The organism is Mesorhizobium sp. M0960 (assembly GCF_040319055.1).
Lineage (GTDB): Bacteria > Pseudomonadota > Alphaproteobacteria > Rhizobiales > Rhizobiaceae > Mesorhizobium.
Genome location: NZ_JAMYNN010000001.1, coordinates 805,587 through 825,779, shown reverse-complemented (window position 1 = coordinate 825,779; position 20,193 = coordinate 805,587). Strand labels below are relative to the sequence as shown.

Below are 20,193 nucleotides of genomic sequence, written 5' to 3'. Positions count from 1 at the left end.
AGCACGCAAACACTGAGGGACCAACGCTTCCCTCAGCGGCGGGTTCCGGCTTCAACATCACTGTTTGCAACGCTTCACGGCTGGCCCAGTCGAATGCGTCGGCTAGCGGTTGCGATGAAAGCGCCGGCTTGCGACATAGCACGCATGGTACCCGCACCCTCGATCCCCAAGGCGGCGTTCTGGATGGCGCTGTCGATCGCCTCGTTCCTGGCGATGTCGGTCGCCGGCCGGGCCACGACGGCAGAACTCAACGTCTTCCAGGTGCTCGAGCTGCGCTCGGTGATCGGCTTTTTCATGCTGCTGCCGCTGGTCATGATGTCAGGCGGTTTTCCGGCGATGCGCACCGGGCGTCCGCTGGCCCATATCGCCCGCAACGTCGTCCACTATACCGGCCAGGCTGCCTGGCTTTACGCCTTGACGCTGATCCCGCTTGCGGTGCTGATCTCGATCGAATTCACGACGCCGATCTGGACCGCCCTGCTGGCGGTCGCTTTCCTCGGCGAAAGGCTCTCCCGGCCACGGCTTGCGGCAATCGTGCTGGGGCTGATCGGCGTGATGATCATCGTGCGTCCGGGCGTCGGCGCAGTCAATCCGGGGCATGTTATCGTGCTGGGAGCCGCAGTCTGCTTCGGCGTCTCGGTGGTCCTCGTCAAGTCGCTGACGCGGACGGACAGCGTCGTGCGTATCATCTTCTGGATGCTGATCATCCAGTCGGTGCTTGGCCTCGTCCCGGCGCTTTACGAATGGCGCAACCCGCCGCTCGAACTCTGGCCGTGGATCCTGCTGATCGCGTTTACCGGCATGTCGTCGCATTTCTGCATGGCCCGCGCACTTGTCTATGCCGATGCGACGGTCATCTCGCCAATGGACTTTTTGCGCGTACCGCTGTCGGCGGTGATCGGATGGCTGCTTTATCACGAGCAGATCGACGCCTTCACCGCCAGCGGCGCCCTGCTGATCCTGCTCGGCAATCTGCTCAATCTGCAGAAAAAAGCCGCCAAACCGGCTGAGGTGGCAGCATCGTAGCCCTGCAATTCAATCGCCATCGTCGGGTATGTTCAGAACGTGCCCACAGGCCTTGCAATGGACGGCGTCGGGCTCGTGCCGCTGCAGCCCGCATTGCGGGCAAGGAAAGAACACCTTGGTGGGACGGAAGAGCGCCTGCGCAAGCCTGACGAACAGCGATATGCCGATGATCATGGTGGCGATCGCGGTGAGCTTGCCGGCCACGCCGGGCAGGACGATGTCACCGAAACCGGTCGTGGTAACTGTGGCGACGGTGAAATACAGCGCATCGACATAGCCTTCGAGACCGCCCACGGTACGGAAGAAGAAGGTGTAGACGAAGCCGGTGATGACAAAGAGGAACGTCAGGAAATTGATGACCGCGCGGCTCGCCTCGCGCCATCGCCTGAAGCCGCGCATCTCGAGAAATCGCCACAGCGCGCCGCTACGCGACAGCGACCACAGCCGCAGGATGCGCAAAAAACCGAGATTGGCCAGCGCCGTAGGCATCAGCAGAGTCAGCAGGATGAAGGCATCGATCCACGACGCCGGCTGTCTCATCAGGCGCAGCATGTCGTTGGAGGCAAGCAGCCGGGCAATCATGTCGGCGGCGACGAGTGCTGCCACGGAGTAGTCCAGCCAGAGGAACGAGGACGACTTCTGGATCACCGGCGTGGCAATAAAAAAGGCAATGATGGCGAGGTCGATGACAACAGCCGCAAGCTGAAACCGGAACGCCGCCGCTGTGCGCCCGTGATATAGCTTGCGCAGCATGTCGCGGAGCCGCGCCAAGGCTGAAGAATCCTGCGCTCCACTCTTGTCTATTGCATTCATGGCGACTGCGATAACGTTTGGGCCACCAGCCGTCCAGTGTTGCCAGCCGGGCAGCCGGCTACACCAACTCCACCTCGACCACGCCCGGCACAGCGCGCATAGCCGAGGCAATCTGCGGCGAGACGCGGTAGCGGTTGGGCAACTCGATCTCGACCTCGCCCTCGCCGCCTTCCTTGATAACGATGATGCTCACCTGACTGTCGCCACGCTGGCCAAGCTGCGATTGGATTGTCGATGCCGGCGCGTCATTTCTGACGAAGATGCGCAGCGCTTTCTGGATGCGGCTTGCCTCGTCCTCCAGCGACTGCACGGTCTGGATGCGCAGATTGACGCCTTCCGGCCTGTCCTCGGCCGAAACGGTGATCACCACCGAGCGGCCGGGTTCGAGCAGGTCGCGGTATTGCGCCAGCCCTTCCGAGAACAGCACCGCTTCATACTGGCCCGATGTGTCGGAAAACTGCACGACGCCCATCTTATTGCCGGTGCGCGTCTTGCGTTCCTGTTTGGTGGTGACCGTGCCGGCGAGCCGGCCGGCGGCAGCACCACGTTTGACGGCGGCCGAAAACTCGCCCCAGTTCTGCACCCGCATTTTCTGCAGCGCCGCCTTGTATTCGTCGAGCGGATGCGCCGAGAGATAGAACCCGACCACCTGGAATTCGCGGTGCAGGCGGTCGGCGGCGAGCCAGGGCTCGGTCGCCGGCAGGTTGAGTGCCTGCGACTGTGCGCCCAGCGAGGCGCCAAAGATGTCGTGCTGGCCGGTGACGGCATTCTGCTGCGCCAAGGACGCCAGCCCCATCATCCGCTCGACGCCGGCCATCATCGCCGCGCGATCATGACCAAAGCAGTCGAGCGCGCCGGCCATGATCAAGCTTTCGAAGACGCGTTTGCCAACGATCTTCGGATCGACCCTTTCGCAGAAATCGGCGAGGCTCTTGAACGGTTTTTCGCCGCGCGTTGCGACGATGTGCTCGACCGCCGCGTCGCCGACGCCCTTGAGCGCGGCCAGCGAATAGAAGATGCGGTTCTCGCCGACCTCGAAATCCCGGAACGACGTCATCACCGACGGCGCCACCACTTCGATGCCGAGGCGCAGCGCATCCTGGCGGAAATCGGCGAGCTTGTCCGTATTGCCCATGTCGAGCGTCATCGATGCGGCCAGGAATTCGACTGGGTAATGCGCCTTCAGATAGGCGGTCTGGTAGGAGACGACGGCATAGGCGGCGGCATGCGATTTGTTGAAACCATAGTCGGCAAACTTTGCCAGCAGGTCGAAGATGAAGTCGGCTTGCGGCTTGCCGACGCCGCGCTCGACCGCACCGGAAACAAAGCGCTCGCGCTGTTTGTCCATCTCGGCGCGGATCTTCTTGCCCATGGCGCGGCGCAGCAGATCGGCTTCGCCCAGCGAATAGCCGGAAAGCTCCTGCGCGATCTGCATCACCTGTTCCTGGTAGACGATGACGCCTTGCGTCTCCTTGACGAGATGGTCGATCTTCGGGTGGATCGACGCCATCTCCTCCTCGCCGTGCTTTCTGGCGTTGTAGGTCGGGATGTTCTCCATCGGCCCCGGCCGGTAGAGCGCGACCAGCGCGATGATGTCCTCGATACAGTCGGGCCGCATGCCGATCAGCGCCTTGCGCATGCCGGCACTTTCCACTTGGAACACGCCGACCACCTCGCCGCGCGACAGCATGGCGTAGGTTTCCGGGTCGTCGAGCGGAATGTGGGCGAGATCGATCTCGATGCCGCGGCGGCGGATCAGCTTGACCGCCCTGTCCAGCACGGTCAGCGTCTTCAGCCCAAGGAAGTCGAATTTCACCAGCCCGGCCTGCTCGACATACTTCATGTTGAACTGTGTGACCGGCATGTCCGAGCGCGGATCGCGGTACATCGGCACCAGTTCCCACAGCGGCCGGTCGCCGATAACGATACCGGCGGCGTGCGTCGAGGCGTGGCGGTAGAGACCTTCCAGCTTCTGCGCCGTGTCGAGCAGCGTTTGCACGATCGGCTCCCGCTCGGCCTCTTCGGCAAAGCGCGGCTCGTTGGCGATGGCGTCGGCGAGCTTGACCGGATTGGCCGGGTTCGACGGCACCATCTTGCTCAGCTTGTCGACCTGGCCGTAAGGCATCTGCAGCACGCGGCCGACGTCGCGCAGCACCGCGCGCGCCTGTAGTGTGCCGAAGGTGATGATCTGGCCGACCTGGTCGCGGCCGTATTTCTGCTGGACGTAGCGGATGACCTCCTCGCGCCGGTCCTGGCAGAAGTCGATGTCGAAGTCGGGCATCGACACGCGGTCGGGATTGAGAAAGCGCTCGAACAGCAGCGAAAAGCGCAGCGGATCGATGTCGGTGATGGTCGTCGAATACGCAACCAGCGAGCCGGCGCCCGAACCGCGGCCCGGGCCGACCGGAATGCCTTGTGCCTTGGCCCATTTGATGAAGTCGGCAACGATCAGGAAATAGCCCGGATATTTCATCTTCTCGATGACCCCGAGCTCGAAATCCAGCCTCTCGCGATATTGCTCGGCCGTGTAGCCGGGTGTGAGCCCATGCGCCGCCAGCCGCGCCTCCAGCCCTTCATGCGCCTGCCGGGCAAGTTCCTGCGCCTCCGCTTTAACCGCCGCGTCGGCGTCGGCGACATCGCGGCCGGCAAAGCGCGGCAGGATCGGGTTGCGGGTCTTCGGATAGTAGGAGCAGCGCAGCGCGATCTCGACGGTGTTGTCGATTGCTTCCGGCAGGTCGGCGAACAGCCTCGCCATATCGGCCTGGCTTCTCAGGAAGTGGTCGGGCGAAAGGCGGCGGCGATTGTCGGCCGCAACCACGGAGCCTTCGGCGATGGCGATCAGCGCGTCATGCGCCTCATAGTCTTCACGAGAAAAGAAAAACGCCTCGTTGGTGGCAACCAGCGGCAGATCGTGGCGGTAGGCGAGGTCGACCGACGACTGCTCGATCGTGCGGTCATAGCCGGAGACGCGCTCAAGCTCGACATAGAGCCGGTCGCCGAACAGGCCCTTGAGCGCCAGGAGCCGGGTCTCGGCGAGTTCGCGGCGGTCCTCTTTCAAGGCATTGCCGATCGGGCCTCGCGGCCCGCCCGTAAGGCAGATCAGACCGTCGGAGTGGCCCTGCAGCATCTCGGTCGTCAGATGCACCGCTTCGCCGGGCGGTGTCTCGAGGTAGACGCGGCTGACCAGCCTGACCAGATTGCCGTAGCCGGCCTCGGTTGCGGCGATCAGGACGACCGGCCGCATCTCCGGTCCTTGCCGCCTGCGGTCGCGCTGGCTGTCGCTCGCCTCACCGGAAAAGGCGAGGTCGATCTGGCAGCCAATGATCGGCTGAATGCCGTCCTTTACCGCCTTCTGGGCGAATTCCAGCGCGCCGAACAGATTGTTGGTGTCGGTGACGGCGATTGCCGGGCACTCGTCCTGCACCGCATGGCCGACGATCTTGCCGAGCTGCAAGGCGCCTTCGAGCAGAGAATAGGCCGAATGCACGCGCAGATGAATGAACCGACGCGCCGCCTGCTCCGCCCGCGACGCCTTCGCATAGGCCTCGCGCAGCAAGGGATCGCGTGGAAGTCTCTCATCCGCCATGGTTTTTTCGCGCCGCCTCACAAGGACTCAGTCGATGAAGATGTATTGTCCGGCACCGGGTAACACGAGTCCAGCGGAAGCGATTGGAGCTTTGTGAGTTTAGAGCACCGCCGAACCTGCCAATCTCCCTCCTCGTGGGGGAGATGTCCGGCAGGACAGAGAGGGGCGCTGTCCCGCCGACGTCAGGCCTGAAAACAAAAAACCCGCCACAGCGGGCGGGTCGTTGGAGCCATTTAGCACCATACCCAGACTAATAGCATAGCTGCCGGCACAAAGCAAGAACAAAATACGTTGCGGCGGCCAACGAATTGTCAGGTCGCGTTTCTTCGCGCCACTCTCTGTCCTGCCGGACATCTCCCCCACGAGGGGGGAGATTGGCCGTCACCTCGGCTTTCGCTAATCTCCAACGTCCCAGGCCGGCGCCGAGGCGGATTTCAGCCTCACGCGAATTGCATGATCACCGCATCGACCGCAAGGCTGTCGCCAGGCTTGGCGTTGAGCTTCGATACGATGAGATCGCGCTCGGCGCGCAGCACGTTTTCCATCTTCATCGCCTCGACCACAGCCAGCGTCTCGCCGGCCTTGACCTCCTGCCCCTCGGCAACCGCGATCGACACGACGAGGCCAGGCATCGGGCAGAGCAGCATCTTCGACGTGTCCGGCGCCACTTTTTCCGGCATCAGCCTTTCGAGTTCGGCCGTGCGCGGCAGCATGGCGCGGGCTGTCACAGACATGCCTTTCCAGGCAAGGCGGAACCCGTTCAGCTCCGGCCTGACCTGCGCCGCGACTTTGCGGCCGCCGACCGTGCCGCGCCAGATGAGATCGCCCGGCCGCCAGTCGGAGGTCACCCTCAGTGCCTTGCCGCCGTCGATTGTGAGGTCGAGCTCCATCGGAATGGAAATCATGCCTTCGACGATGGCGACCGAAAGATAATCCCGGCCGATCTTCACCACCCAATCGCGTTTCAAGGCGCCAGAATGCGGCGCCAGCCGCCCGCCCAGCCGGTCGAGCCGGTCGCGGCGCAGCAGTTCGACTGCGGTAGCCATCGCGGCCAGCACCGCTTTCTCCTCGGCGTCTGGCACGATCGGCGCGAAGCCGTCGGGGTATTCCTCGACGATGAAAGCGGTCGATATCAGCCCTTCCCGCCAGCGCGGATGCTGCATCAGCGCCGCCAGGAACGGTATGTTGTGCTCGATGCCGTCGACGACGAAACTGTCCAGCGCTTCCGACATCGCATCTATTGCCGCAAGCCGTGTCGGCGCCCAGGTGCACAGCTTGGCGACCATCGGATCATAGAACATCGAGATTTCCGAGCCTTCGGTGACGCCAGTATCGTTGCGGATGACTATTTCGCCAAATTGCCCCTCGTCCGGCGGCCGGTATCTCGTCAACCGGCCAATCGACGGCAGAAAGTTGCGATATGGGTCTTCGGCATAGAGGCGGCTTTCCACCGCCCAGCCGTTCAGCTTGACGTCGCCCTGCTTGATGGCGAGCTTTTCGCCGGCCGCCACGCGGATCATCTGCTCGACCAGGTCGATGCCGGTGACCAGTTCCGTCACCGGATGCTCGACCTGCAAGCGCGTATTCATTTCCAGGAAATAGAAGTTCTTGTCGCTATCGACGATGAATTCGACCGTGCCGGCGCTCTGGTAGTCGACCGCCTTGGCCAGCGCCACAGACTGCTCGCCCATGGCTTTGCGGGTCTTGGGATCGAGGAACGGCGACGGCGCCTCCTCTACGACCTTCTGGTTGCGGCGCTGGATCGAGCATTCGCGCTCGCCGAGATAGAGCGTGTTGCCATGCGCGTCGGCAAGCACCTGGATTTCGATATGGCGCGGATCGACGATGAACTTCTCGATGAAGACGCGGTCATCGCCGAACGAGCTTTTGGCTTCCGAGCGCGCCCGGTCGAAGCCGTCGCGCACCTCGGCCTTGCTCCAGGCGATGCGCATGCCCTTGCCGCCGCCGCCGGCCGAGGCCTTGATCATCACGGGATAGCCGATTTCGCCGGCGATCTTTTCGGCATGGGCGGCGTTTTCGATGACGCCGAGCCAGCCGGGCACCGTCGAAACCTTGGCCGCGTTGGCGAACTTCTTCGATTCGATCTTGTCGCCCATTGCCTTGATGGCCTTGGGCTTCGGGCCAATGAAGACGATGCCTTCCTGCTCCAGCGCCTCGCAGAAGGATGCCCGCTCGGACAGGAAACCGTAGCCGGGATGCACGGCCTCGGCCCCTGTCGTCTTGCAGGCGGCGATGATCTTTTCCGGGACCAGATAACTTTGCGCGGCGGGAGAAGGCCCGATATGCACCGCCTCGTCAGCCATTTCGGCATGCACGGCATCGCGGTCGGCGTCGGAATAGACCGCGACGGTGGCGATGCCCATCTTGCGCGCCGTCTTGATCACGCGGCAGGCGATCTCGCCACGGTTGGCGATCAGGATCTTTGTGAACATGCAGGCCTCGTCCCTCGGCTGCCCTTCTTTTCTGGGCTTCCCGTTTTATGGGCTTCAGGGGGCCGGTCAAGGCAAAGTCGGAGCCTATCCCGGATGCAAATCGGCGAGCTCTGACGAAAATCCGGGATCAGAACGTCGCTTCGTGCATAGCGCAGAGCTGAGTGGTAAGTTAAATCTAACCTGGATTGCAGACTGCCATGGGAGGATTGCCTGATGAAAACGCGCGCCGCTGTCGCCGTCGCCGCCGGAAAACCGCTGGAGATCATGGAGGTCGACCTCGACGGCCCCAGTGATGGCGAGGTGCTGGTCGAGATCAAGGCAACCGGCATCTGCCACACCGACGAGTTCACGCTGTCGGGCGCCGACCCGGAAGGCCTGTTTCCGGCGATCCTCGGCCATGAGGGCGCCGGCATCGTCGTCGACGTCGGCAAGGGCGTCACCTCGGTCAAGAAGGGCGACCATGTCATCCCGCTCTATACGCCGGAATGTCGGCAGTGCCCCTCCTGCCTGTCGCGCAAAACCAATCTGTGCACCGCGATCCGCGCCACGCAGGGACAGGGCTTGATGCCTGACGGCACCTCGCGCTTCTCGATCGGCAAGGACAAGCTGTTCCACTATATGGGCTGCTCGACTTTCTCCAATTTCACCGTGCTGCCCGAGATTGCGGTGGCCAAGGTCAATGCCGACGCCCCCTTCGACAAGATCTGCTACATCGGCTGCGGCGTCACCACCGGCATCGGCGCGGTGATCAACACGGCCAAGGTCGAGCAAGGCGCGACCGCTGTCGTCTTCGGCCTTGGCGGCATCGGCCTCAACGTCATCCAGGGCCTGCGCCTTGCCGGCGCCGACATGATCATCGGCGTCGACCTGAACAACGACAAGAAGGCCTGGGGCGAGAAATTCGGCATGACGCATTTCGTCAATCCGAAGGAGATCGACGGCGATATCGTGGCTCATCTCGTCAACATGACCAAGCGCGGCGCCGACCAGATCGGCGGTGCCGACTACACGTTCGACTGCACCGGCAACACGAAAGTCATGCGGCAGGCGCTTGAATCGTCCCACCGTGGCTGGGGCAAGTCGGTCATCATCGGCGTCGCCGGCGCCGGCCAGGAGATTTCGACCAGACCCTTCCAATTGGTCACCGGCCGCACCTGGATGGGCACCGCCTTCGGCGGCGCGCGCGGCCGCACCGATGTGCCAAAAATCGTCGACTGGTACATGGACGGCAAGATCCAGATCGATCCGATGATCACCCATACGCTGAAGCTCGAGGACATCAACAAGGGGTTCGACCTCATGCACGAAGGCAAGTCGATCAGGAGCGTGGTAGTTTACTGAGGAGGAGGAGAAAGCCGCCGGCCAATCAGCCAGCGGCCGAAAATGCACATGTTCAACAAGGGAGGAGACAAAAATGCCGGAAAAACTGCATCCGAAAATCGACAATGGACTGCCCAGGGAAAAGGCCGACTTTGCCGGCGGGACGCTGGTCTGCGCCTGCACCAGCAATCCGGTCAAAGTGAAGGTCAAGGGCCAGATCGCCCACAACCATGCCTGCGGCTGCACCAAATGCTGGAAGCCGGAAGGCGCACTGTTCTCGGTCGTGGCGGTGGCCGGTACAACCGACGTGACGGTCACCGAAAACGGCGACAAGCTGAGGATCGTCGATCCGGGCGCGCTGATCCTGCGCCATGCCTGCACCGGCTGCGGCGTCCACATGCACGGCCCGGTCGAGCGCGACCACGCTTTCAAGGGGCTGTCCTTCATCCATCCGGAGCGCTTCCAGGAGGACGGCTGGTCGCCTCCGGGCTTCACCGCCTTCGTCTCGTCGATCATCGAATCCGGTGTCGATCCGAGCCGTATGGACGGCATAAGGTCACAGCTGAAGTCGATCGGGCTCGAGCCTTATGACTGCCTCAATCCTGGCTTGATGGACTATATCGCCACCTGGACGGCAAAGAGATCCGGCGCGTTGCCGGCCTAGTAGCCGCTCGACTATCATCGATCGAGCCGGGCGACGTCGCCCGGCTCTTTCACATTTGGAACAACGATGCCCGCACCCGCTATTCTCGTCGATGCCGATGCCTGCCCAGTGAAGGCCGAGGTCGAAAAGGTCGCCGAGCGGCACGGCATCGTCGTCACCTTCGTCTCCAATGGCGGCTTGCGTCCATCGCGCGATCCGATGATCCGCAATGTCGTCGTCTCCAAGGGTGCGGACGCCGCCGACGACTGGATTGTCGAAAATGCCCGGCCCAACGACATCGTGGTGACCGCCGACATCCCGCTTGCTGCCCGCGCGGTGGCGCTTGGCGCCCATGTACTCGGCCCGACGGGACGCCCGTTTACGCCTGAGACGATCGGCATGGCGGTGGCGATGCGCGACCTCAAGCAGCACCTGCGCGAGACCGGCGAAAGCAAGGGCTACAATTCGAGCTTCGCGCCGCAGGATCGCTCGCGGTTTCTCGGCGAGCTTGACCGCATCTTGCGGCGGGCGCTGAAATCCGCCTCAGCGGACTGAAACCATGACGACCGGTACCCCCACCAGGATGCCCATGCAACGCCACACGCCGTTCGCGCTGTCGGCCTGCATCGGCGTGGCAGCCTTCGCCGCAGCGCTGATCTGGCGTGCGCCGCTTGCCTATTCGATCGGCGCCAATGTGTTCTTTGCCGCCTATCTCTGTCTTGTCGTCGCTCACATGCCGCGGCTTACTGGCAGCTATCTGCGCAAGAATGCAGGCGACACGGACCTGCCGGTGCTGGCCATCTTCGCGGTCACGCTGGTTGTGGTCGCAATTGCCATCATCTCGTTGTTTCAATTGATCAACAGGGAGAAGAGCGCGGATCCCGTCGAGCTTACGGTGGCGTTGTTGTCTATCCCGCTTGGCTGGTTGACCATCCATGCGATGGCGGCACTTCACTACGCACATCTCTATTGGTTGGACGGCGACGCGATGGATGGCGACACCAAAAAGAAAATTCCGGTCGGCGGCCTCGACTTCCCGGGCGGCAAACGGCCGGAAGGCTCGGATTTCCTCTATTTTGCGACAGTGATCGGCATGACGGCGCAAACTGCCGACACCAACATCACAACCTCGCAAATGCGCCGTGTCGTGCTTGTGCATTCGATCCTGTCGTTCTTCTTCAACACGGTGATCGTGGCAGCCGCGGTCAACCTCGCAGTCAGCCTCGGCAGTCCGTAATAAATCCGGGATCGGGTGAAACATCGCTTAAGCTGGCGACGTATTGGGAGGAGAAGAGATCTGACAGGCCGCGGCGAACGTGCGGCCGGAGGGAACAACAGATGGAATCGCTTGCCAGAAACCAAGCCGCCGAAGCAGATACCGCCGCGCCGAGCGATGCGACGCTGATCTATCGGCAGTCGCGCTGGACGCGGCTGACGCATTGGCTGTGGGCGATCGCGCTGTTCTTCATGCTGCTTTCCGGTCTGCAAATATTTAACGCCCGCCCACAGCTCTACATCGGCAAGGAGTCGGGCTTTGGCTACAACAACACCATCTTCGCCATTGGCGCCGAGAACACGGTGACTGGCCCGCGCGGCTATACCGAGATCTTCGGCAAGCGCTTCGACACCACCGGCGTGCTCGGCTGGTCGGGTCCGGCCGGCCAGGAGACCTCCCGCGCCTTCCCGTCCTGGGCGACGATCCCTTCCTACTACGATCTCGGCACCGCGCGCGTCGTTCATTTCTTCTTCGCCTGGGTGCTGACCACCACGCTGCTGGTCTGGCTGGTCGCCAGTCTGATCAACGGCCATTTGCGGCGCGATCTTGCCCCGCGCCTCGATGATTTCAGGCGGCTGCCGCGAGACATTGTCGACCATGCCAGGTTCAGGTTCCACCACAGGCGCGAATACAACACCTTGCAGAAGATGGCCTATGGCGGCGTGCTGTTCGTGCTGCTGCCGCTGATGATCATCACCGGCCTGGCCATGTCGCCGAGCATGAACTCGGTGCTGCCATTCCTGAACGACCTGCTCGGCGGCCGGCAGACAGCGCGCACCATTCACTTCACGGTGATGCTGCTGCTCGTCGCCTTCTTCGTCATCCACATCCTGATGATCCTGGCCGCCGGCCCGATCAACGAGCTGCGTTCGATTATCACCGGCTGGTATCGAACCGACCCGCCGGCGAATGGCGACAAAGCACCCGAGAGGAGCGCCTGACATGGCGAAATTCGAGATCAGCCCCAAGCTACAGATAAGCCGAAGAAAGTTCCTGACCTCGGCCAGCCTCGGCCTTTCCGGCATCATGCTTTCGGGCTGCGACGCCTTCGACAGCCAGCTTGGCGTCGGCGACGGCCTGCGCAGCTTCCTCGAAAGCGCCAATGGGCTGACCTGGCGGGCGCAGCGGCTGCTTGCCGGCCGTGACGCGCTGGCGCCGGAGTTCACCGAGGCCGACATTCGCCAGCCGCAGCGGCCGAACGGCGTCACCGCGCCCGACGACGATTTCTACAAGGGCCTGCTCGCCAACGATTTCGCTGACTGGCGGCTGGAGGTTTCCGGCCTCGTCGAAAAACCGCTGTCGCTGAGCCGCGAGCAGCTGATGAACATGCCGAGCCGCACCCAGATCACCCGCCACGACTGCGTCGAGGGCTGGAGCTGCATTGCCAAATGGACCGGCACGCCACTGTCGCTGGTGCTCGACCAGGCGGTGGTCAAGCCGCAGGCGCGCTACGTCATGTTCCACTGCCTCGATACGATCGACCGCAGCCTTGCCGGCGATATCAAATATTACGGCTCGATCGACCTGATCGATGCCCGTCATCCGCAAACGATCCTTGCCTATGGGGTCAACGGCAAGCCGTTGCCGGTCGAGAACGGCGCGCCGCTACGCGTCCGCGTCGAGCGCCAGCTCGGCTACAAAATGCCGAAATATCTCACCAAGATCGAGCTGGTCGACGGCTTTGCCAATCTCGGCGGCGGCAGAGGCGGCTATTGGGAGGACAATGGCTACGACTGGTACGGCGGCATCTGACCGAAACCTGACCTAAGCCTCAGCTAACTGTCGTCGTCGCTGTCGTCGCCGTCGCTGCGCAGTGCCGGATTCAGGTCAGGATTGTCGTCAGGGGTAACAAGCTTCCCCAGCCCGTGCGGTCCTTGGTAGTTGCCGTGGGTATCGAAGTTGGGGTTGCCCTGATTGTCGAATTGCGGCGTCGGATCGATCGATTGGTCGTAACGGCGCGGGCGCGGCTTCGGATAGTAATTGTCGGAATGATGCCGATGCGAATTGCCGTTGTCGAGAATTGCGCCCACCACGCCGCCGACGATAATGGCTGCGGCGACGTCGCCAGCAGAGGGATTGCGGTTGGGGCCGGCGACTGCGAATTCGGCCGAGCAACCATTGTCGACCCAGATGCCGCCGCCGTCATAGCCCCAGCTTCTACCATATACGCAACGCGCCTTCGAAAGCCTCGAGGTCAACTGCACGCCACGTCGCGTATCGATCCCGCAATAGGAATAGCGGTAATCGGCGCTGGAGCAGACCACGCGTTTTGCCCCCGCAGCCTGCGCTGCCGTCGGCAGCAACGAAAGCTTCGCCGGGTTGCCCAGGATGCAAACCAGGAACATCATCGAACTGCTAACCGCCATCCGCGCCGACATCGCAACTCTCCATCAGGGTCCGCTATCGACAGAATGGCACCTCTGTGTAAGTCTGACAACCGGACGGGCTCAGCGAGGTTATATTAATGCGCGCTAAGATGATCGGCCCAACTATACTTGCCCTTTCTGCCTGGTTGGCTTTGTCGCTGCTGCCAGCCCGGGCGGATGACAGCCTCAAGCGCATCATCGACCAGAAGACACTGACGGTCGGCGTGGCGCTCAACCCGCCATGGATCCTCAAGAAGGCCGACGGGAAGTTCGCCGGCTATGATGTCGACCTGACCAATGCGCTGGCGTCTGATCTCGGCGTCGACCTGAAGCTGGTCGAGGTGCATTGGAACGACCTCAAGACACGACTGCTCAAGGGTGATTTCGACATGATCGCGGCGGGCTACGCCAGCACGCCGGAACGCGCACGCGAGGTGGTGTTCTCCAACCAGACCGGTACCGCCGATATCCGCATGGTTGCGACGATCGCCAGCCTTGGGAAAAGGCCGGGAAAGGCAGTAGCGGCGCCGGGATACAAGATCGCCGTGTTGTCCAATTCCACCGATGAAGCCGCCGCGAAGGAAGCTTTTCCTAAGGCGACCATCCTGTCTTTCGACAATACCTCAGATGTTTTCGCCGCGATCATCGGCGGCGACGCACAGGCGATGGTCGCCACATCGCCAACGCCGCAAATGGCCGCCAGGCTCTATGACGCGAAATTGAAAATGGTGGGCGGTCCGCTGTTGCGGACGCCGGAGGCGTTTGCCATGCGGCCGGACGATGTCCGCCTCATCCAATACGTCAACAACTGGATCGGCGCGCGTACCGCTGACGGCACCATAGGCGGCGTGCGCCGCTACTGGTTCGGCAGCTTCAAATGGATGTCGCGGTTCGACACCGGCGCCAAGCCGGAACCTGCCAAGCAATAGGTTGGCGACCTGTTATGCGACCTTGTCGATCAGCGGCTTGAGCGCCGGGTGGATTTCCGGCGAGGCGTGCTTGATCAGCGTCAGCAACGCACGCTCGTTCTCCTGCAGCGGCCGGTCGCCGATGTGTTCAGCCAGCCATTTCGCCTCGCCGGCATCGACCGTCTCGGCGCGGCGGGCCAGAGCCTCGGCTGCGTTGTTCCTCGATTCCCATTCGGCCTCGACGTCGCCCGGTGAACGATAGGCCTCCATAATGCCGGACAGGCCACCCGACACCATGCGGCTGAAGAAACCGCCGATCTCCGGATCGGCCTGCTCGAAAAAAGCATCCCGGCGCAGCGCCACATCGCGCACCGGCGCTTCGTAGCCGGCCGAACACATGACGAAATTGGCGATCGCCTTGACGAACAGATCGTTCCACGACGGATCATTGTCGCCCGCCACTGTCCGCTCGTTGATCTTGAACAGCACCTCGGCCTCGGTGCGGCTGATGGCGATGTTGCCATCGCCGCCATAGGCGTAAAGGATGCGGCGCAACAGCTCGACCTCAGCCTTGGCTATCGACCCAGGGATAAGCCTGCCGCCGGTCGTCAGCGGCCCCTTGCCATCCACGACCGCATGAGCGACCTGCTCCAGCGCATAGCCGGAAAGCGTGCTCGGCGATGATTTGGCAACTTCCAGCACGTGCACTAGCAGCTCGAGTTCGGTTCGGCTGTCAACCATGCCGTCGCGCGAAATCGCCCGGATCAGCCAGTCGGCATTGTCCTGGGAAACATAGCCGGCCGGCTGTTCCTGGTGGACGATGAAGTCGGTGACGGCCTCGACGAAAAACTCGAGCCATTCCGCGCATTTGTCCCTCGCCGTCGCGTCGAGCGCAAACAGCGCCTCGGCCTCGCCGCGCGTTACCACGCCGTCGCCGAACACTTCGCCGCGCAGCATGACCACGTCTTCCGCCGTGATCCGATTTTTCGAGGTCAGCCGGCCACTGGCGCGCTCATGATCAATTCGCCCATTTTGTTCCCCGCCCGCCGCCGGCAATTGCCGGCCCTTATCCGGCATATCAGCAAGGTCTTGAGAAACCGGCAAGCGGCGTGGTTAGCGAAGGCTTGCCTGTAAAGAAGGCCCGCAGAAGACTGCCAGTAAAAATGTCGCTGGCAGGTGACAAGGTGTCGTCCACGGGCTATGGATGACGAGTCGAGGGCTCTTAACCGAGTCCTACCTGTTTGCGGGAGAGAGCAGCGAGAGCTGCCGCCGAAGGGGAAATCGCCCGAAATCTCTCAGGCAAAAGAACCGTAGACGGGAAAGACACTCTGGAAAGTCGGGGCTTGCCCCCGCGCCGAAGGTGTAAGCGCTGCCGACAGAGTTACGGGGCGCGAGTCTCTCAGGCTTCAGACAGAGGGGCACGGACTGGTCGCCATTCGCGACCGCTTGCGTGCGACTCTGGAGATGACATGACGGGCGACGACACCAAACACCTTCCCCTCGAAGATCTGCACATGGCAGCCGGTGCGCGCTTCGGCGCCTTCGCCGGCTGGTCGATGCCGCTGACCTATCCGGCCGGCGTGATGAAGGAGCATCTTCACAGCCGCGAGCATGCCGGCCTGTTCGACATCTCGCACATGAAGCTGTTCGAAATCAGCGGCCCGGGCGCAGCAGCGCTTCTGAACCGCGCCTGCCCGTTCGATGCCGGCGCGCTTCAGGTTTCCCAGTCCAAATACACGTTCTTCCTCAATGAGGCCGCCGGAATACTCGACGATCTGATCGTCACCAGGCTCGGCGTCGAGCGCTTCATGATGGTCGCCAATGCCGGCAACGCCGCCGCCGACGAAAAGCATCTGCGTGAACTTGCCGAGGATTTCGACGTGAAGGTGGACGCGCTCGACCGCGTCTTCCTGGCCATCCAGGGCCCCGAGGCATGGGCTGCCCTTTCCCGCGCCGGCATCGAGACCGGTTCGCTGGTGTTCATGCACGGCATCGAGCCGCGCGAAAACTGGTTCATGAGCCGGTCGGGCTATACCGGCGAAGACGGTTTCGAGATCGGCCTGCCGGAAGCGGACGCGCGAACCCTCGTCACCAGGTTGCTCGAGGACGAGCGAGTGATGTGGATCGGCCTTGCCGCCCGCGACAGCCTGCGGCTCGAAGCAGGACTGTGCCTGCACGGGCTGGACGTCACGCCGGAGATCGATCCGGCCAGCGCCGGGCTGATGTGGGCCATCCCCAAGGAGGTTCGCGCCTCTGGCGCGTTCATCGGCGCCGATGCATTGCGCGCCATCCTGGAGCGCGGCCCGGCGCAAAAACGCGTCGGCCTGAAGCCGGACGGCCGCCAGCCGGTGCGCGCCGGTGCTGCCCTTTTCGACGCCGACGGCAACCCTGCCGGCCATGTCACCTCAGGCGGCTTCGGCCCCTCGGCCGGTCATCCGGTGGCAATGGGCTACGTCCGGACGCCGCTTGCCAAGCCCGGCACAAGACTGTTCGCCGATGTCCGCGGGACGAAAATCCCGGTCGACATCCACCCCTTGCCCTTCACGCCCCATCGCTACCGCAAAGGATGATTTCAATGGCAAAGACCTATTTCACCGAAGATCACGAATGGCTTCGCGTCGAGGGCGGCATCGCCACCGTCGGCATCACCGATTACGCGCAGCAGCAGCTCGGTGACCTCGTCTTCGTCGAACTGCCTGAGCCAGGGAAAAAGCTGGCCAAGGGCGATACGGCCGTGGTGGTCGAATCGGTCAAGGCGGCATCGGACGTCTACGCACCGGTCGACGGCGAGATCACCGAAGCCAACACCGCGCTGTCGGCCGATCCTTCGCTCGTCAATTCGGCGGCAACCGGCGACGGCTGGCTGTGGAAGATGAAGCTGGCCAATGAGAGCCAGCTCGACGGCCTCCTCGATGAAGCCGCTTACAAAGCCCATATTGGTTGATAGCAGGACCAGCAAGATGACCGCAGCACCCTACCCCTTCTCGGCTCGCCATATCGGCCCGGGCCTCCAAGACGTCAGAGCCATGCTGGCGACGATCGGCGTTCCTTCGGTCGAGACCCTGATCAGCCAGGCAGTGCCGAAGTCGATCCGGCTCGACCGGCCGCTGGCCCTGCCTGCCGCCGCAAGCGAAGCGGAAGCGCTGACCGAACTCGCGGCGACGATGGCAAAGAACACGGTGCTGAAGAGCTTCATCGGTAGCGGCTATCATGGCGTCCATGTGCCGCCGGTGATCCAGCGCAACCTGTTCGAGAACCCGGCCTGGTATACCGCTTACACGCCTTACCAAGCCGAGATCAGTCAGGGCCGGCTGGAAATGCTGTTCAACTTCCAGACGCTAGTGACAGAACTGACCGGCTTGCCGGTGGCGTCGGCCTCGCTGCTCGACGAGGCGACGGCGGTGGCCGAAGCTGTCGGCATCGCGCTGCGCCATCATCGCGACAAGCGCACCAAGGTGGCACTGGCCGGCACGCCGCACCCGCAGACGCTGGACGTCGTGCGCACCCGTGCCGAACCGCTCGGCATCGAAGTCGACGGCGAGGTGATCGACAACAACACCGCCGCCCTGCTGGTCTCCTGGCCGGACACGTTCGGCGTCTATGGCGACCACAAGGCAGCGATCGACAAGGCCCGCGCTGCCGGCGCGCTGGTCGTCTTCATTGCCGATCCGTTGGGCCTGACGCTGACCGATGCACCGGCCAGGCTTGGCGCCGACATCGCCGTCGGCCCGATGCAGCGTTTTGGCGTGCCGATGGGCTTTGGCGGGCCGCATGCCGCCTATTGCGCCGTCTCCGACAGGCTGACGCGGCTGATGCCGGGCCGGCTCGTTGGCCAGTCGACGGACAGCAAGGGCCGTCCCGGATATCGCCTCGCCTTGCAGACACGCGAACAGCATATCCGCCGCGACAAGGCGACCTCCAACATCTGCACCGCACAGGCGCTGCTCGCCAACATGGCGACGGCCTATGCGGTCTGGCATGGCCCTGCCGGGCTGCAGGCGATTGCCGGCCGCGTCCACACGCTGGCCAACCGCCTGGCTGCCGGCCTCAAGGCAGCGGGCGTTTCGGTGCTCGGCGAAAGCCGCTTCGACACGGTGACCGTGGAAGTGAAGGGCAGAGCCGCCGCAGTTGCCGCCGCCGCCGAGAAGACCGGCCGGCTGCTGCGCGTCATCGACGCCGACCATGTCGGCATCAGCTTTGACGAGACCTCCACCGAGGCCGATCTGGAGGCGATCGCAGCACTTTTCGGCGCCAAGGCCGGTGTTGCCGCCGGCAGTTCCATGCCAGGAAAAGCGCGCGGCAAGGAGTTCCTCACCCAACCCGTCTTCCGCGAAAACCACTCGGAAACCGACATGATGCGCTTCTTGCGCCGGCTGTCCGACAAGGACCTGGCGCTCGACCGCGCCATGATCCCGCTCGGCTCCTGCACCATGAAGCTCAACGCCGCCGCCGAAATGATGCCGGTAAGCTGGCCTGATGTCGCCAACCTGCATCCCTTCGCCCCGGCGAGCCATTCGGTAGGCTATCGCGCCATGATCGACGAGCTGGAAGGCTGGCTGGCGGAGATCACCGGCTTCGACGCGGTGACCCTGCAGCCCAATGCCGGCAGCCAGGGCGAATATGCCGGGCTGCTCGCCATTCGCGGCTATCATTTGTCGCGTGGCGAAGGCCATCGCACCGTCTGCCTGATCCCGTCCTCGGCGCATGGCACCAATCCGGCAAGTGCGGCCATGGCCGGCATGAGTGTCGTCGTCGTGCGCTGCACCGAGGACGGCAATATCGACATGGAAGACTTGCAGGCCAAGGCGGCCGAGCATGCAAAAGACCTCGCGGCGCTGATGTTCACCTATCCTTCGACGCATGGTGTTTTCGAGGAAGGCGCGCGCGACCTCTGTGCGCTCGTCCACAGCCATGGCGGCCAGGTCTATTTCGACGGCGCCAATCTCAACGCTCTGGTCGGCCTCGCCCGTCCCGGCGATATCGGTGCCGATGTGTGCCACATGAACCTGCACAAGACCTTCTGCATTCCACATGGCGGCGGCGGCCCCGGCGTCGGCCCGATCGGCGTCAAGGCGCATCTGAAGCCATATCTGCCCGGCCACGTCACCGAAGGCTCGGCCCATGCCGTGGCGGCGGCACCGTTCGGCAGCGCCTCGATCCTGCCGATCACCTGGATGTATATCCGCATGATGGGCGCTTCCGGCCTGAAGCAGGCGACCGAGACGGCGATCATCTCCGCCAACTACGTGGCGACGCGGCTTGGCGAGCATTTCCCCCTGCTTTACAAGGGGCGCAACGGACGCGTTGCGCATGAATGCATCCTCGACACCCGCGTGCTCAAGGACAGCGCCGGCATCAGCGTCGACGATATCGCCAAGCGGCTGATCGACTATGGCTTCCACGCGCCGACCATGTCGTTCCCGGTGGCCGGCACGCTGATGGTCGAGCCGACCGAATCCGAGCCCAAGCGCGAGCTGGATCGTTTCTGCGAAGCCATGATCGCCATAGCCGGCGAGGCAGCCAAGGTGGCGAAGGGCGAATGGCCCTTGGCCGACAATCCTCTGGTCAATGCGCCACATACCGCCGCCGAGGCGTTGGCCGGCCAGTGGACCCATCCCTATTCGCGCCTGGAAGCGGCCTACCCCGCCGGCGATGCCGATACGGCGGCAAAATACTGGCCACCGGTGTCACGCATCGACAACGTCGCTGGCGACCGCAACCTGGTCTGCTCCTGCCCGCCGCTGTCGGAATATCTGGGTGCGGCGGAGTAGACCATGATCCCGAAGAGTGGAATCCGGTTTT

Annotated in this window: 15 protein-coding genes, 1 pseudogene and 1 riboswitch; of the genes and pseudogenes, 11 read left to right on the top strand and 5 right to left on the bottom strand. The window is 63.3% G+C overall.

The annotated features are described in order from the left end of the window. The first annotated feature begins 144 nt into the window (after nt 1-144). Nucleotides 145-1,026 (top strand): DMT family transporter, encoded by an 882-nt coding sequence (locus tag NKH63_RS04100; RefSeq protein WP_352482190.1) that lies wholly within the window; start codon nt 145-147, stop codon nt 1,024-1,026. Between the two features lie 9 nt (nt 1,027-1,035). Here the strand turns inward: NKH63_RS04100 and NKH63_RS04095 are convergent, their stop codons facing one another. The 3 genes from NKH63_RS04095 to NKH63_RS04085 all read right to left on the bottom strand — a co-directional run bounded on the left by NKH63_RS04095 (nt 1,036) and on the right by NKH63_RS04085 (nt 7,878). After that, on the bottom strand, nt 1,036-1,839 hold the full coding sequence (locus tag NKH63_RS04095; protein ID WP_352482189.1) for an ion channel: 804 nt from the start codon (nt 1,837-1,839) through the stop codon (nt 1,036-1,038). 58 nt (nt 1,840-1,897) lie between these two features. Then, nucleotides 1,898-5,425 (bottom strand): DNA polymerase III subunit alpha, encoded by a 3,528-nt coding sequence (gene dnaE, locus NKH63_RS04090; RefSeq protein ID WP_352917644.1) that lies wholly within the window; start codon nt 5,423-5,425, stop codon nt 1,898-1,900. Nucleotides 5,426-5,865: 440 nt separating this feature from the next. Further along, nucleotides 5,866-7,878 carry an acetyl-CoA carboxylase biotin carboxylase subunit gene (locus tag NKH63_RS04085; RefSeq protein WP_352482187.1) on the bottom strand — a complete coding sequence of 671 codons (2,013 nt, stop codon included), beginning with the start codon at nt 7,876-7,878 and terminating at the stop codon, nt 5,866-5,868. 213 nt (nt 7,879-8,091) lie between these two features. Here NKH63_RS04085 and NKH63_RS04080 point away from each other — a divergent pair, with 213 nt between their 5' ends. The 6 genes from NKH63_RS04080 (at nt 8,092) to NKH63_RS04055 (ending at nt 12,869) form a co-directional block, all read left to right on the top strand. Further along, complete coding sequence (locus NKH63_RS04080) at nt 8,092-9,219, top strand: S-(hydroxymethyl)glutathione dehydrogenase/class III alcohol dehydrogenase (RefSeq protein WP_352482186.1); 1,128 nt, start codon at nt 8,092-8,094, stop codon at nt 9,217-9,219. Nucleotides 9,220-9,292: 73 nt separating this feature from the next. Further along, nucleotides 9,293-9,862, top strand: a complete 570-nt coding sequence (gfa, locus tag NKH63_RS04075) for an S-(hydroxymethyl)glutathione synthase (RefSeq protein WP_352482184.1) — start codon at nt 9,293-9,295, stop codon at nt 9,860-9,862. A 66-nt stretch (nt 9,863-9,928) separates the two neighbouring features. After that, nucleotides 9,929-10,396, top strand: coding sequence for a YaiI/YqxD family protein (locus NKH63_RS04070; RefSeq protein ID WP_352482183.1), 468 nt, complete (start codon nt 9,929-9,931; stop codon nt 10,394-10,396). 4 nt (nt 10,397-10,400) lie between these two features. Then, a complete protein-coding gene (locus NKH63_RS04065; RefSeq protein WP_352482182.1) occupies nt 10,401-11,078 on the top strand; it encodes a DUF1345 domain-containing protein in 678 nt (225 codons plus the stop codon). A 101-nt stretch (nt 11,079-11,179) separates the two neighbouring features. Continuing rightward, nucleotides 11,180-12,058, top strand: a complete 879-nt coding sequence (locus NKH63_RS04060) for a cytochrome b/b6 domain-containing protein (protein WP_352482181.1) — start codon at nt 11,180-11,182, stop codon at nt 12,056-12,058. 1 nt (nt 12,059) lies between these two features. Then, nucleotides 12,060-12,869, top strand: coding sequence for a molybdopterin-binding protein (locus NKH63_RS04055; RefSeq protein WP_352482180.1), 810 nt, complete (start codon nt 12,060-12,062; stop codon nt 12,867-12,869). 23 nt (nt 12,870-12,892) lie between these two features. Here the strand turns inward: NKH63_RS04055 and NKH63_RS04050 are convergent, their stop codons facing one another. Next, nucleotides 12,893-13,495 carry a DUF3011 domain-containing protein gene (locus tag NKH63_RS04050; protein ID WP_023720127.1) on the bottom strand — a complete coding sequence of 201 codons (603 nt, stop codon included), beginning with the start codon at nt 13,493-13,495 and terminating at the stop codon, nt 12,893-12,895. Nucleotides 13,496-13,581: 86 nt separating this feature from the next. On the opposite strand from NKH63_RS04050, the gene NKH63_RS04045 reads away from it, so the two are divergent. After that, entirely contained in the window at nt 13,582-14,412 is an 831-nt protein-coding gene (locus NKH63_RS04045) for a transporter substrate-binding domain-containing protein (protein ID WP_352482178.1), read from the top strand. A 12-nt stretch (nt 14,413-14,424) separates the two neighbouring features. Here NKH63_RS04045 and NKH63_RS04040 read toward each other — a convergent pair. Beyond that, nucleotides 14,425-15,422: pseudogene (locus NKH63_RS04040) on the bottom strand (hypothetical protein). A 203-nt stretch (nt 15,423-15,625) separates the two neighbouring features. Beyond that, nucleotides 15,626-15,712, top strand: a riboswitch (glycine riboswitch). 148 nt (nt 15,713-15,860) lie between these two features. Here NKH63_RS04040 and gcvT point away from each other — a divergent pair. Genes gcvT through gcvP form a run of 3 tightly spaced genes read left to right on the top strand, consistent with a single transcriptional unit; the run spans nt 15,861 to nt 20,162 of the window. After that, nucleotides 15,861-16,961, top strand: coding sequence for a glycine cleavage system aminomethyltransferase GcvT (gcvT, locus tag NKH63_RS04035; RefSeq protein ID WP_023720130.1), 1,101 nt, complete (start codon nt 15,861-15,863; stop codon nt 16,959-16,961). A 5-nt stretch (nt 16,962-16,966) separates the two neighbouring features. Further along, on the top strand, nt 16,967-17,335 hold the full coding sequence (gene gcvH, locus NKH63_RS04030; protein WP_352482176.1) for a glycine cleavage system protein GcvH: 369 nt from the start codon (nt 16,967-16,969) through the stop codon (nt 17,333-17,335). A 16-nt stretch (nt 17,336-17,351) separates the two neighbouring features. Further along, on the top strand, nt 17,352-20,162 hold the full coding sequence (gcvP, locus tag NKH63_RS04025) for an aminomethyl-transferring glycine dehydrogenase (RefSeq protein ID WP_352482175.1): 2,811 nt from the start codon (nt 17,352-17,354) through the stop codon (nt 20,160-20,162). The last annotated feature ends 31 nt before the right edge of the window (nt 20,163-20,193 follow it).